This window comes from Olsenella sp. oral taxon 807, assembly GCF_001189515.2.
In the GTDB taxonomy this organism is placed as follows: domain Bacteria; phylum Actinomycetota; class Coriobacteriia; order Coriobacteriales; family Atopobiaceae; genus Olsenella_F.
Map to the genome: position 1 here is coordinate 1,931,238 of NZ_CP012069.2, position 12,887 is coordinate 1,944,124.

A 12,887-nucleotide genomic window follows, 5' to 3' on the forward strand; every position below is an offset into this window, starting at 1 on the left:
AGAATCCGTACAAGCGCATACCCAAATACCCAAGCGAATCATCACCACCATTCTATAGAAAGGAACTGTCATGCCAGACATCACCAGAAGGAGCTTCATCCTTACCGCCGCTGCCGCTTCCTCTGCCATCCTGCTCGGGAGCGCGCTCACGGGCTGTGACTCCACCGGCGCCAATGGCCCGGGGGCTGCTAAGAGGCTCACCGTCGCGGCATCACCCACGCCACATGCCAAGATCCTCAGCGAGTTCGCGGCACCCAAGCTCAAGGACCAGGGCATCGAGCTTACGGTCAAGGAGTACACCGACTATATCATCCCCAACCAGGTCACCAGCTCAGGAGAGGTGGACGTCAACTACTTCCAGCATATCAACTACCTCGATAATTACAACGAGAAGAACGGCACCGACCTCGTGGGCGTCGCCGCCATCCACTATGAGCCGTTCGGCATCTACGCCGGCACGTCATCTGACCTCTTGAGCATCGCAGACGGCGCTCAGATCGCCGTCCCCAACGACCCCACCAACGAGGGTCGCGCGCTGCTGCTCCTGCAGCAGGAGAAGATCATCCGCCTGAGTAATCCCAACGACCTTGAGGCCACGGCGACCAGCGTTGCCGACAACCCCCACAATGTACGGCTCGTCGAGGTCGAGGCAGCCGCCGTCCCACGTCAGCTGCAGGATGTCAACTTTGCCGTGATCAACGGCAACTACGCCATAGAGGCCGGCATGCACGCGTCTGACGCCTTGGCCGTCGAGTCCGCCCAGGGCGTCGCGGTGCAACAGTATGCCAACTACATCGTGACTACGCCCGACAAGAAGGACGACGAACGCATCGCCGCGCTCGTGAAGGTGCTCACCTCGGATGACTTCAAGAAGTATCTCTCAGACGCCTATGGGAAAGACGTGCTGCCGGTCTAAGGCGCAGGGTCGCGACGGAACGCAGGACCGCACGGCAGGCAAAGAAGAGATAGGACCGCAGGATCGCGCCTCGCGGCGTACGGCGTCGTGAGGTGCGATCCTCCATAGGCGCGGCACCCGAGTCGGATGGGCAACCCGACTCGGATGCCCAGGCAAGTGGCCCGCGCAGCGACGACGCCATTTACGTCACCGGCGGCAGGATTACAGGATGTCGATATACTCCCCGGCAAGCACCTTGTTCATGCTTCTCACGGCACAGAACTTCCCGCACATGGAGCAGGTCTCGCTGTGGTCGTCCTCGGGAGCGCGGCTGTCACGTATCGCCCTCGCAACCTTGGGGTCGAGGGCCTCCTTGAACTGTGCGTCCCAGTCAAGGACGCGGCGGGCGTCCGCCATGCGCTCATCGGGCTCCTGCGACCCCGGGATCCCCTTGGCGATGTCTGCCGCATGGGCGGCTATCCTGCTGGCGATGATGCCCTGGCGCACGTCATCCACGTTTGGCAGGGCGAGGTGCTCGGCTGGCGTCACGTAACACAGAAACGCCGCTCCTGCCCAGGCGGCGATGGCGCCCCCGATGGCCGCCGTAATGTGGTCGTAGCCTGGTGCGATGTCAGTCACGAGAGGTCCGAGCACGTAGAAGGGGGCACCCTTGCAGATGGTCTGCTGCACCTTCATATTGGCGGCTATCTGGTCCATCGGCACGTGTCCCGGACCCTCCACCATCACCTGGACGTCCCTGTCCCAGGCGCGCTGCGTCAACTCACCGAGCCTCAGGAGCTCCCCCATCTGGCAGCCGTCCGTGGCATCGGCGAGGCAGCCCGGTCGACACGCGTCGCCGAGGCTTATGGTCACGTCGTGCTCGTGGCAGATCGTAAGAATATCGTCGTAGCGCTCAAGGAAGGGGTTCTCCTCTCCGGTCATGGCCATCCACGCGAACACGAGGCTCCCTCCACGACTCACGACGTTCATCTTGCGCCCTCCCGCGCGAATCTCGTCGATGGTCTTCCTGGTGATGCCGCAGTGCAGGGTAACGAAGTCGACGCCATCCTCTGCGTGCAGGCGGACCACGTCAACGAAGTCGTCGGCGCTGAGCGTGGCGAGATCGCGCTGGTAGTGAATGACCGCGTCGTAGACGGGGACGGTGCCCACCATCGTGGGGCACTCGCGGCAGAGCTTGCGCCTGAAGGGTTGCGTGTCGCCGTGGCTGGAGAGGTCCATAATGGCTTGTGCGCCGAGCTTGACGGCACTTTTGACCTTTTCCATCTCGATGTCGTAGTCTTTGACGTCACGACTGACACCAAGGTTGACGTTGATCTTGGTCCTAAGCATGCTCCCAACGCCGTTTGGGTCCAGGCACGCGTGCGCGTGGTTGGCCGGGATGATCACCTTACCCTCGGCGACCCAGGCGCGAATCTCCTCGACTGTCCGGCGCTCCTTCTTTGCCACTACCTCCATCTGGGGCGTGATAGTGCCCTTGCGAGCCGCTCCCATCTGGGTGTCTAGCTCCTCCATAGCTCCCTTTCCTTTCCGTTATGAATCACGTAAGCGGACGTCAGCCGCCAACCGGTCCCTCGGCGTAGCCGCCCGTAAGGGCAAAGGCGTGGTTCATGGGACCACTTCCCTGCCCGAGGTCGAGCATCGCCAAGAGGGCGTCCGTGACGTAGGACTTGGCGCGGCGGGTGGCCTGCGTAAGGTCGAAGCCCTTGGCGAGGTTCGAGGCGATGGCGCTCGAGAGCGTGCAGCCAGTGCCATGCGTGTTTGGATTGTCGATGCGCCTAGCCCTGAGCCAGTGAGCGCTGCCGCACGACCAGAGCAGGTCGTCGGCATCGGTGTCGCTCAGGCCATGCCCACCCTTGCAGAGCACGGCGCAGCCGAAGCGCGTGGCGATGCCCTCGGCTGCGGCGAGCAGGTCTGCGGCGGTCTTGATACGAAGGCCCGAGAGGACCTCGGCCTCGGGGATATTGGGAGTGATAACGTCCGCGAGCGGGATGAGCCTCTCCTCAAGGACGGCAACGGCGGCATCATCGATGAGCCTCGCCCCGCTCGTCGCGACCATCACGGGGTCAAGGACCACGTTTCTCGCTTCATGACGGCGCAGGCGATCGGCGATGGTAAAGACGAGGGCAGGCGAGCTCACCATGCCAATCTTTACCGCGTCGGGCCTGATGTCCGCAAACACCGCGTCTATCTGCGCCGCCAGAAACTCGGGCGTGACATCCATGATGGCCGTCACGCCCATCGTGTTCTGGGCAGTTAGCGCCGTGATGGCGCTCATGGCAAAGACCCCGTTCAGGGTCATCGTCTTGATGTCCGCCTGGATGCCGGCTCCCCCACTGGAGTCGCTCCCGGCGATGGTCAGCGCTGTTTTCATCTGGTACCTCCCTTGCGTGGGCTCTTCCCGATCGCAGAGACGATGGCCGCACCCTCCTGAAAGCTGCCGAGATAGACGTCGACCGTCGCCCTGATGGCGTCCTGGTCCGCTGCGCTCGCCTCGTCTTGGACTGCACAGGTGGGAAAGCCCGCCTCGTGGGCGCAGCGCAGCGCCAAGAGCGTGTCCTCGACGACGAGCACGTCTTGGGCAGGAAGGCCCAGATGCTCGGCGGCCATGCGGTAGATCTTCGACTGCGCCTTGGTGGTCGCGTAGTCGTCGCAGGAGAGCAGACACTCGAAGCAATCCCAGACGCCCAGGCGCTCGAGGGCGAGACGCCCCAGCGCGGGGTCACCCGCGGTCGTGAGCAGCATGTGCACTTCCGCCTCCCGAAGGCCCAAGACGAACTCTCTTGCACCTAGCTTGAGGTGGACCTCCTCGCGGTAGAAGCCCTCCAAGATGGCAGAGATCCCCTGGCGCACCTGCTCGGGCGACTGAGAGAGGCCGTAGCGCTCCTTCATGTACGCAACTCCCTCGTCGAGGGTCAGCGTAAAGAGTCGCTCTGCAAGGTCTGGGCCAGCCCTCACGCCGATGGAGGCGAGGTAGCGCCCAGCAAGACCGTCCCAGATGCCCGTGGAGTCGAGCAGCGTGCCGTCGATGTCAAAGGCGACCCCGCGAACCTTGCGAACCCCAAAGGCCTCGTGGGCCCCGCGAACGGCGCATACCTCGCGAGCCTCGTGGATCATACGCCCAGCACCTCTCTGATTCTGGCCCTGAGCTCGCGCGTCGCCGCCTCGACGTCCGGCTGGGCAAAGATGGCCGATATGACGGCCACACCACAGATACCCGTTCCCGCAAGCTCCCCCACGTTGGCGGCCGTGATGCCTCCGATGGCGACGACGGGAATGCTGACCGCCTCGCAGATGGCTGAGAGCTCCTCGCGACTGATGACGTCGGCGTCCGCCTTGGAGCCGGTGGGAAAGACAGCTCCCACGCCGAGGTAGTCAGCTCCGGCTCGCTCGGCAGCGCGGGCCTCCCCCACCGTACCTGCCGAGACACCCAGGATCCTGCCCTCGCCGATGTGCCGCCTGACCGCAGCTGCCTCCATATCGCCCTGCCCTACGTGCACGCCGTCCGCCTCGCACGCGAGGGCGAGCGCCACGTCGTCGTCCACCACGAACGGCACGGCCTGGGAGCGGCAGAGTCCTCGCAGCTCACGGGCCTCGACAAGGTACTCATCATGGGGAAGGGCCATGTCGTCCTTCTCACGGACCTGTATGAAGGTCGCACCACCTCGCAGGGCCTCCCTCACACACGAGTCGAGCGTGCGCTCGCCCAGCCAGTGGCGATCCGTCACCGCATAGAGCGCGAGCGAGTGTGCGAGCTTCTCCCTGTCAAGGCGGCCAGCGGGCCCTCCTGCGGCTGCCGCCGTGCCCGAACGCCTATCGAAGCTCATAGCGCGCCTCCCTGTCAAGCTGCTCGCCGTCGATGTTGTAGATGGCGTCGATGATGCGGTTGCGGTAGGTGGCGTTGCCGTCGCCCTCCTGCATGCGAGACCAGCCGACCTCGCCGGCAAGACCCATCAGGCAGACGGCAGCCGCAGCTGCCTCGAGCTTGTCCTTGGGGTTGGCGATAAGATAGGCGCACAGGACTCCCGAGAGCATGCAGCCCGTACCCGTGACCCTGCCCATCTCGGCGCGTCCGTTGCGGATGACATAGCAGGTCTCCTCGTCTGCCACGAGGTCGATCGCCCCCGTGATCGCGACGATGCCTTCCACCTTACGGGCATAGCCCTTGGAGAAGGACACCATCTCGTCGAGCCTGGCGTCGGTCACGGCGTCGGCAGCGCTGGCGTCGACGCCCCGTGTCGTGGCACTGCCGAGGGCCAGAGCCTTGAGCTCGGAGACGTTGCCTCGGATAGCATCGAAGCCGATAGTGTCCACCAGCTCAGATGCGATGCGCGTGCGCAGCTTGCTCGCACCGGCTGCCACGGGGTCGAGCACCCTGACGTGACCGAGCTCGCGCGAGCGCCTGCCTGCGATGCGCATGGCCTCTATCGTCTGGCTGTTGAGGTTGCCTATGTTGATGTTGAGGCCACCGCAGATGGTGGTGATGTCCTCGACGTCCTCGGGCTCGTCGGCCATGATGGGACTCCCGCCGCAGGCGAGCACCGCATTTGCGACGTCGTTGATGGTGACGTAGTTGGTGATGTTATGCACGAGCGGCGTTGTCTTACGTACAGTGCGCAATCGATCAGAAAGCATGGCCTCAGGCTCCTCTCACAGAACAAGCGGACGCACCCTTTCCGGGTGTGCCCGCTCGGGCGAGAGCTCGCGTGGCCGTCTGAGGCCGCAGTCCCTACGCTGGCATTACCCAGATCAGGTTCTTGGGTCGGGACCGCACTGGGTCCCCTCTCAGCCGGCATGCGCCAGCTCCCCTAATCAGCTGCAATTGTAGCACAACAAGTGCAAAGTCAGCTCGGCACCCGTGACAAGAGGGACCGCGAGCTCCTTGTGAGCATGCGCCGAAAGAGCGAGGCCATTCCCGCATATCTCCACCGCGCCGTATATTGCGAGGCACTCCTGCACCTCAGCGTCGACGACGCGTGGCATGTACCCCTCGGGGCATATGCTCATGTCCACTTCCCTCTCGATGACTCTTGATGGGATGACAGCAGGACCCCCTGTCATAATCACCAGAATCCGATTATTACACCGCCATTTACCGAATATCTTACCACCAGAATACGACATACCGAACAGCGCTGAGAGACGCGAGCTACATCTGCTGGGCACAAACCCTTATCCTGAGTTCCCGGCACCTCCTTAGCCCACAACTGGCAGCCTGATGGTATCCCGACCTGGCCCGGGGCGCGCCCTTAGCGAGGCCCTCTGCCCAGACTGCGCCTTTCCGTGCGGTCAGGCCCCAGGTCGAGGCCTGCGGGCCCCGGCGCAACCCCCCCCGCAGGCTGGCGGGGGGTTGCTCGAGCGCGTTTGCCCAGTTGGGCCATTTTCCATAGTGCCCCGCAGGCTGGCGGGGGGTTGCGTCCCACGCCTCCCGGGCGGCGACGTGACGGAAAAGCGCAGTCTGCAGCCCCCCAAGCTAACAGAGTGCGCTTTTCCATAAGACGCAACTCCAAACTGCGTCTTTCCGATCGGTGACGATCGCAGAGTGCGCTTTTCCGTGAGTCCATCAGGACAGAGTGCGCTTTTCCGTGAGCCGGCGCCGCGTTTGCCCAGGTGAGGAAAAGCGCATTTTACGGAAAAGCGCATTCTGGGGTTTGACGTCACGGAAAGGCGCATTTTGCGAGCTCCAGAACCGCCAGAGTGTGTCTTTTCGTAAGACGCCTCACGGAAAAGCGCATTTTGTGAGCTCTAGAACCGCCAGAATGCGTCTTTTGGTGAGACGCGTCCCGGGGGCGCGGCCAAAGTGCGCCTTTCCGTGAGGCGCTGGGCAGCAGACAGCGGGATGTCCGGCTGTCCCAGAACCTCCCCCACCTCGCCTTTCGCCTTGATCACTTTTTGCCAGACACAGTGCCCTCGTCGCGCGCAAGCTCCTGCGGCAGCGGCTCATCGATGTTACCGCGATAGAACCCCCCAAAGAAGTTCTCGGTACGTAGCACGTTAATCACTGCATGTGGCTCGACGGCGCGCATCAGGCGGATGATATCATCCTGCTCGTAGGCCGACACCACGGTGTTAAGCAGCCACATCTTCTGGTGGCGGTAGCCGCCGAAGCCCTCGACGCAGGATACCCCATGGCGATAGCGCGCCTGGTACGCAGCCATGATCTCCATTGGACGCCTCGTCGTGACCTGCAGTGTCACACGCTCGTAGCGGTGGTAGAACATACTGATCGCATTGGTCGAGATGAACTGGAAGATGATCGACCACGCTGCGTTCTCCCAGCCGAACATCGCGCCGAAGACGAGCAACATCACGCAGTTTCCGGCAAATATCTGCCCCCAGATCGTCTTGCCCGTACGGTTGGACACCATGAGCGATATGAAGTCGCTGCCGGCCGTCGATGCCCCTCCCTTGAGCGCGAGCGCTATCGAGAAGCCGTAGAGAAAGCCCCCAAAGACCACGTCGAGAAACTTTGACTCGAAGGAGACCAGCCCTGTCAGGACGTCTGGAGGAAGCACGCGCAGGAAGAAGGCCGCAAGAAAGACCTGTGCCATGGAGAAGAGCACGAAGCGCCTCGATATGTGCCTCCAGCAGAGTATCGCGACCGGAATGTTGAGCGTGATCATGCCCACGAAGGTGGGAAATGAGATGCCAAGAAGCGAGGTGATCCTATCGAGCAAGATGGCAAGGCCCGTGAACCCGCTGGAGAGCAGGTCGGCGGGCCGTATGAAAACAATCAACGTGAAGGCCTGCAAGAAGGCGGAAACGACCACGGAGCAACCCGTGATGACGCGACGCACCCCAGCGTAACGACCAAGACCTAACGCCTTGTCAATGAGCTCGTCATCCATGCAGTGCCTCGCTCTCTTGGTCATGGCCACGTATGTGCTGTATGATACCATGCCTTGTTTTCAGTGACATGCGGCAGGAACACATCAACTTTAAGTCGGCCTCGGACGCGAGCCTAGCGCCCGGGCGCGACCCGACCCGCAGACGCGGCTTAGCCCTCGGGCGCAAGCTTGGCCTAGGCCTTTTCATCCCACAGCCTGAAGGCAGCGTCACCCATCTCGGCAAGCTGCTCGAGGGCACGACCCACCGCGTCGTCGGTACAGGGACCTATGTGGTGCACCGATACGTCACGCACGGCGTCGTTGGCGTTCGCCACCGCGACGGAATGCCCAGAGACCTTGAGCATCTGCAGGTCGTTGTCCGAGTCGCCGAAGGCGACTATCTGGTCGGCGTTAACGGCGAGCAGGATCTGCAGGACGCGGACCCCTGATGCCTTGCTCCAGCCGTGCGGAACGACATCGAACATGCGGCTGCCAGGCGAGAGCAGGTCGAGCTTGGGGCAGGCGGCACGGATGCGATCGGCCCACTGGTTGTTGTCAATGCCCTCAGAGCCCTCCTCGAAGTGGAGACCCGCCGTGATGATGGGCCAGGTCGGGATGTCGTCTGGATCCACGAGCTCGCTCGCGCGCCTGCCACCCCAGGTCGTCCCCATGAGACTCTCCATGTCGCGCGCGCACACGAAGCCTCCCGCGTCGCCGCGTCCACTCACATAGACGCCCGGTAAATCGTGCACAATCTTGGCCATGAGCACCATCGAGTCGCGGTCTACCGCCGTCTGGTTGGTGAGCACGCCTCCCACGTAGATCTTCTTGCCATTGGAGAGGAGCGCCGTCTGCATGCAAGCCTCGTCACCGCGAAACGACTCGAGCACACTCGCATAGTCGCGACCAGACGCGGGACCAAAGTAAACCCCCTGGTCCACCAGGGCATGGATGGCCGAAAGCGCCCGGTCGCTCGCCTGCCTCCCCGGCGCGAGCAGGGTGTTGTCCATATCGGTAAGAACGAGTTTGACCATGAGGGCCTCCAAGCACGTCGCTTCAATCCATCATCTGATGATAGGACATCGAGCGCCTACGGATGTCGGCACACCTCCCAACGGACGACAGGGAAACAGGCGAGATGACTCGCGTCGCAGCCCGTACGTCGCGGCACACCGCACCTCGGCTAGGCTCTGCCGTGGCGTGCCCTGATCTCCTCGATGGAGAGGGATGCGGCGAGCTCGGCCAGCTGGCCGGGGGTAAGCTCGGCCATATGGCGCATCTCGTCTGTAGAGTAGGGATCCTCGTCCAGAAAGGCCGCCTTGTACGCCGCATACTCACTAGCGTTCGTGGCACGGACATACGGAACCAGGATATTCACCACATCCCCACCTTGACTCACCTGTAATTTACCCGTACATGCCTGGTAGGTGAGGATGAACGCATAGAGCGCGTCGCAGAAGTTCCCTCCCGTCGCGCAATAGACGCTGCCGTCAGAGAGGTGCTCTCCCATATTGTCGAGGAAGTCTGTGGTCGCCACGGCAACCTTCCCCGTCAGCCCCATGTTCTTGAGCTGGCCGATCGCGCCCACGAGCGGCACTCCTCCTCCCCCGGAGACGATAAGTGCATCCATAGAGGGCACGTCGCCCTCGAAGCGCTGCACCGCGCTCGCCGACTCCGAGGCCGAGACGCCCACATATATGGGTTCGGAGAGCTCGATTCGATCTGCCTCGTGGGTGGCGTTCCACTGATCGCGGGCATTCCTATACCCCCGCCACCGCAACTCGAAGGTCGCGTCCTTCTCGGTCCAGCCCTCAAGACAGATGTGGCGCCGACCGCCATCGATGAGGAGGCCAGCGAGGGTCTCACCGTTTCTCACCTCATCCTCGTGAACCGCTCCCACGTAGTAGGGGGAGTCGAGGGCTGCCTGATAGACCTGGGGCGAATCTTCCTGTGAAATCGCGCGGTAGAACTGGGTGAGGTATACAGAATTCTTGTTGCAGGCTTTGATGAGGTGAGGCATCTCGCTATCGGCTGAGTTACAGACCATCACGCCCGTGCAGCCTTCTGAGATCAGCGTGCTCACCGAGGCGATGACCTGCTTCGAGACGTGCTTGGTCTCCACGATGGCAAGGCTGCAGCCAAGGGCGTCGGCCGCCCTCTGAATGATGTTGATGGTGAGGGAGCCGAGTGCGTCTGTAGCGCTCCAGATCGACACGCCTATCCTCATCCTGCCATCCGAGAATGCGGCACCGCCACCGGAAGGCGCGATCGAACACGCGGGCAAGAGGGCTGAGGCACCAAGGCCCGCAGCCACGGCACCTGCCCTTCGGACGAACCCTCTTCTCGAAAGCACTTGCGCCATCTCCCCTCGTGGGCATGCGTCGCATGCCTCGCCGCCTACCTGCCTCGCCAAGCCCGCACGCCCTACCAGCCGTGCGCCTCATGCTCCTGCATGCTCCCATCATCTCATACCTCACGGCTTTCGTGCTCACCTAACTTCATGCTCACCTAACTTCGTATTCACCCAAGCAATTTCTCCTTCTGCGGACCTGTGGGGCACGGGTAGACCCAACCCACGTATGATAGGGACAGCGGCAGGGTCCACGTATCTTTACCATATCGGTGCCTTGTGCCATCTCTACACCGAGGAAAGGGGTCATGATGTCCGTCCATATCAGAAACTTCGGTATGACCGCAGATAGCAAGGAGGTTCATCTCTACACGCTCGAGAGCGTGAGCGGCATGCGTGTCTCCGTCACTGACCTTGGCGGCATGCTACAGGAGGTCTCGGTTCCAGATGGCAAGGGCGGCTTCATCGACGTGGCCCTGGGCTACGACGGGGCGAGTGGCTACCTGCGCTTTGGGGGATCCCTTGGGGCCATCATCGGACGCAACGCGAACCGCATCGCCGGCGCCAGCTTCGACCTTGGGGGCACAACCCACCGCCTAGCCAATAACGACGGCGAGAACAACATCCACTCTGGCCCGCACGTGTGGCGAAAGCGCCTGTGGGACGTGACCGAAGATCCCAAGGACGATCCCGATGGTGGGGCTAGCATCACGTTCGGGCTCGTGAGTCGCGACGGTGACCAGGGCTTTCCCGGTGCAGCAGACGTGAGGGCGACCTACATCCTGCACCCGGACTGGCGTCTGGAACTCGCCCTTGAGGCGCAGGTCACCAAAACGACGATAGTCAACTTGACGAGTCACGCCTACTGGAACCTCAACGGCCATGCCTCGGGATCGGTGCTACGCCACAGCTTTAGCCTGGACGCCGACGCCTACACGCCCGTAGGTAAGGGCCTCATCCCCACCGGAGAGATCGCACCCGTGGAAGGCACGCCCTACGACCTGCGCGAGAGCACGAACTTCGAGAATCGCCTGTATGCGCTTCCCGATGGCCTTGACACCAACTTCGTGCTCAAGAACGACGAGCGCCTCGAGAAGGTCGCAACGCTTGTGGGAGACGAGACGGGCGTATCCATGGACCTCTACACGGATGCGCCGGGGCTGCAGGTCTACACGGGATGTGGCCTCAAGGCCCGGGGCAAGGGTGGGGCACACTACAAGGCTTTCGACGGCGTGGCGCTCGAGCCACAGTTCTTCCCCGATGCCATACACCACAAGAACTTCCCGCAGCCCATCTATGCGCCGGGCCACCCCTTCGTGTCGAGGATGGTGTTCGCATTCGGGCTGCGGTAGGAGCGCAAGGATCGGGGCCTGGGGGCGGCGGGTCCGGGCGCGGGGCGGCGGGGCGCGCTCAGTGCTCAGTGCCCCGCAATCTGGCGGGGGGACTTCGAGGGACGTTTGCCCAGTTGGCAAGAAAAACAAACCCCCCGCCAATCTGGCGGGGGGTCCGGGACGAGCATGGAGTCCGAAGCGAGAAGTTCGAAAGCATGGGAGCAGGTGCTTTCGACCACAGAGATGGGGCGTCTCGTCCTTGAGTGCAGGGTCCCCGTACCCACCCTCGCCTGTCAATCAGTGCCGTGGTAGTGACGATGCGCGCTCACGATACGTTCGTGCATGATTTGGACCTACGCGATCCTTAGGGGAGTTGAACCCCAGGTCGTCCATAACCTTACCGTATAGGCACATTCTCTGCCTTGGAGATGGCACTCGCCTCGATCAGGCTACCGACTCTCCCGCTTTCAAAGATTTGCCCCATCCTGCGACGTTCCTGCAGGTCATCATACTCAAAGGACAAGCTCTGTCTGCCAGTTCGCCTCCTGCAGACTGTTATCAAGCAGGCGCAATTCCTTGGCTAGGGCATCGGTCCTCTCCCGCAGGGCAGAGACGTCCACCGTGCGCATAAGCTTGATCTCCCTGCGCGTATAGCGGGTGACCGACGCGCTGGCCTTGCTAATGAGCTGCTCAAGCGTGTTGATTCTCAAGATGAGGCAATCCTTCCGCGCGATAGTCTCGGTAAGCGTCCTGCCGTTCACCTTCGTCACGTTGTTCGTCGCGTTGATCGCGGCGATGAGCAGCTCAAGGCGACTCACGGCGGCCTCAAGCTCGTCGAGCAGTCGAGCGGGTTCCTCCGCAGGCCTCTCGCCCTCCTGCACGAAGCAATTGTCGGCGAGACGCTCCCCTATCTGGCTGATCTTCTTGTTCAGGTCTGCCCGCTCCTGCAGGGCCTCCGCAAGCTTCATGGTAGCTTCCTCACTGTCGCCTCCATACGACGAGGTTTGTTTCGATTCTCCGTATGCTACATGTAGTTTTTTGCCATGACCTCTGGCACACCTTGTTCGCAACTCTTTCGCAACGTATGCCCCTGCCTCTATCTTCCGCTACGGGCGATGTCTCGAGATGTGAGTGAATCACTCACTTCGGGGGAGCGATGTGAGTGAATCACTCACATCGAGCTTTCTTTCAATAGGGCTCTGACCTGCTATTTCATGTTTCTGTATAGCTCCTAAATCTCAGTTTTATCGAAAAAATCACTCACTTCGCGAGAGTACTCACTTCGCGAGAGCTGAACAGAGTGAGGGGCGGAGTAAACGCGCGACCCGCACGAGAGGAAGCTGCGTCGTACCGACGCCTACACCGTTATATTCCACACCGATAACGCGGGATAGAAAACGCGTAGTTCCCAGGGAAGAATCCGCCCCCTATACTCTTTTCAGCGCATGCGACACATAAGATCGCGA

At 62.1% G+C, this 12,887-nt stretch carries 12 protein-coding genes and 1 riboswitch; of the genes, 2 read left to right on the top strand and 10 right to left on the bottom strand.

The window, feature by feature from the left end:
- The first annotated feature begins 70 nt into the window (after window positions 1–70).
- On the top strand, window positions 71–916 hold the full coding sequence (locus ADJ70_RS08160) for a MetQ/NlpA family ABC transporter substrate-binding protein (protein ID WP_050340676.1): 846 nt from the start codon (window positions 71–73) through the stop codon (window positions 914–916).
- Between the two features lie 201 nt (window positions 917–1,117).
- On the opposite strand, the gene thiC is transcribed toward ADJ70_RS08160, so the two are convergent.
- The 9 genes from thiC to ADJ70_RS08205 form a co-directional block, all read right to left on the bottom strand.
- The gene (gene thiC, locus ADJ70_RS08165) at window positions 1,118–2,428 is read right to left on the bottom strand and encodes a phosphomethylpyrimidine synthase ThiC (protein ID WP_050340677.1); all 1,311 of its coding nucleotides are present in this window, start codon (window positions 2,426–2,428) and stop codon (window positions 1,118–1,120) included.
- Window positions 2,429–2,468: 40 nt separating this feature from the next.
- Window positions 2,469–3,287 (bottom strand): bifunctional hydroxymethylpyrimidine kinase/phosphomethylpyrimidine kinase, encoded by an 819-nt coding sequence (gene thiD, locus ADJ70_RS08170; RefSeq protein ID WP_050340678.1) that lies wholly within the window; start codon window positions 3,285–3,287, stop codon window positions 2,469–2,471.
- Entirely contained in the window at window positions 3,284–4,030 is a 747-nt protein-coding gene (locus ADJ70_RS08175) for an HAD family phosphatase (RefSeq protein ID WP_050340679.1), read from the bottom strand. Before ADJ70_RS08175 ends, thiD begins: the two co-directional genes overlap by 4 nt.
- A complete protein-coding gene (gene thiE, locus ADJ70_RS08180) occupies window positions 4,027–4,740 on the bottom strand; it encodes a thiamine phosphate synthase (RefSeq protein WP_050340680.1) in 714 nt (237 codons plus the stop codon). The genes ADJ70_RS08175 and thiE overlap by 4 nt, the downstream gene beginning before the upstream one ends.
- Window positions 4,727–5,548, bottom strand: coding sequence for a hydroxyethylthiazole kinase (gene thiM, locus ADJ70_RS08185; RefSeq protein ID WP_050340681.1), 822 nt, complete (start codon window positions 5,546–5,548; stop codon window positions 4,727–4,729). Before thiM ends, thiE begins: the two co-directional genes overlap by 14 nt.
- A gap of 91 nt (window positions 5,549–5,639) precedes the next feature.
- A riboswitch (TPP riboswitch) is annotated at window positions 5,640–5,723 on the bottom strand.
- Window positions 5,724–5,725: 2 nt separating this feature from the next.
- The gene (locus ADJ70_RS14950) at window positions 5,726–5,920 is read right to left on the bottom strand and encodes a hypothetical protein (RefSeq protein WP_050340682.1); all 195 of its coding nucleotides are present in this window, start codon (window positions 5,918–5,920) and stop codon (window positions 5,726–5,728) included.
- An 878-nt stretch (window positions 5,921–6,798) separates the two neighbouring features.
- The gene (locus tag ADJ70_RS08195) at window positions 6,799–7,761 is read right to left on the bottom strand and encodes a YitT family protein (RefSeq protein ID WP_050340683.1); all 963 of its coding nucleotides are present in this window, start codon (window positions 7,759–7,761) and stop codon (window positions 6,799–6,801) included.
- 173 nt (window positions 7,762–7,934) lie between these two features.
- Window positions 7,935–8,774 carry an HAD family hydrolase gene (locus ADJ70_RS08200; protein WP_050340684.1) on the bottom strand — a complete coding sequence of 280 codons (840 nt, stop codon included), beginning with the start codon at window positions 8,772–8,774 and terminating at the stop codon, window positions 7,935–7,937.
- A 149-nt stretch (window positions 8,775–8,923) separates the two neighbouring features.
- Window positions 8,924–10,102: a LacI family transcriptional regulator gene (locus ADJ70_RS08205; RefSeq protein ID WP_050340685.1), complete on the bottom strand. Its 1,179-nt coding sequence runs from the start codon at window positions 10,100–10,102 to the stop codon at window positions 8,924–8,926.
- A gap of 296 nt (window positions 10,103–10,398) precedes the next feature.
- On the opposite strand from ADJ70_RS08205, the gene ADJ70_RS08210 reads away from it, so the two are divergent.
- Complete coding sequence (locus tag ADJ70_RS08210; RefSeq protein ID WP_253273148.1) at window positions 10,399–11,442, top strand: aldose epimerase family protein; 1,044 nt, start codon at window positions 10,399–10,401, stop codon at window positions 11,440–11,442.
- Window positions 11,443–11,933: 491 nt separating this feature from the next.
- Here the strand turns inward: ADJ70_RS08210 and ADJ70_RS08215 are convergent, their stop codons facing one another.
- Window positions 11,934–12,389, bottom strand: coding sequence for a DIP1984 family protein (locus ADJ70_RS08215; RefSeq protein WP_050340686.1), 456 nt, complete (start codon window positions 12,387–12,389; stop codon window positions 11,934–11,936).
- Window positions 12,390–12,887 lie beyond the last annotated feature (498 nt).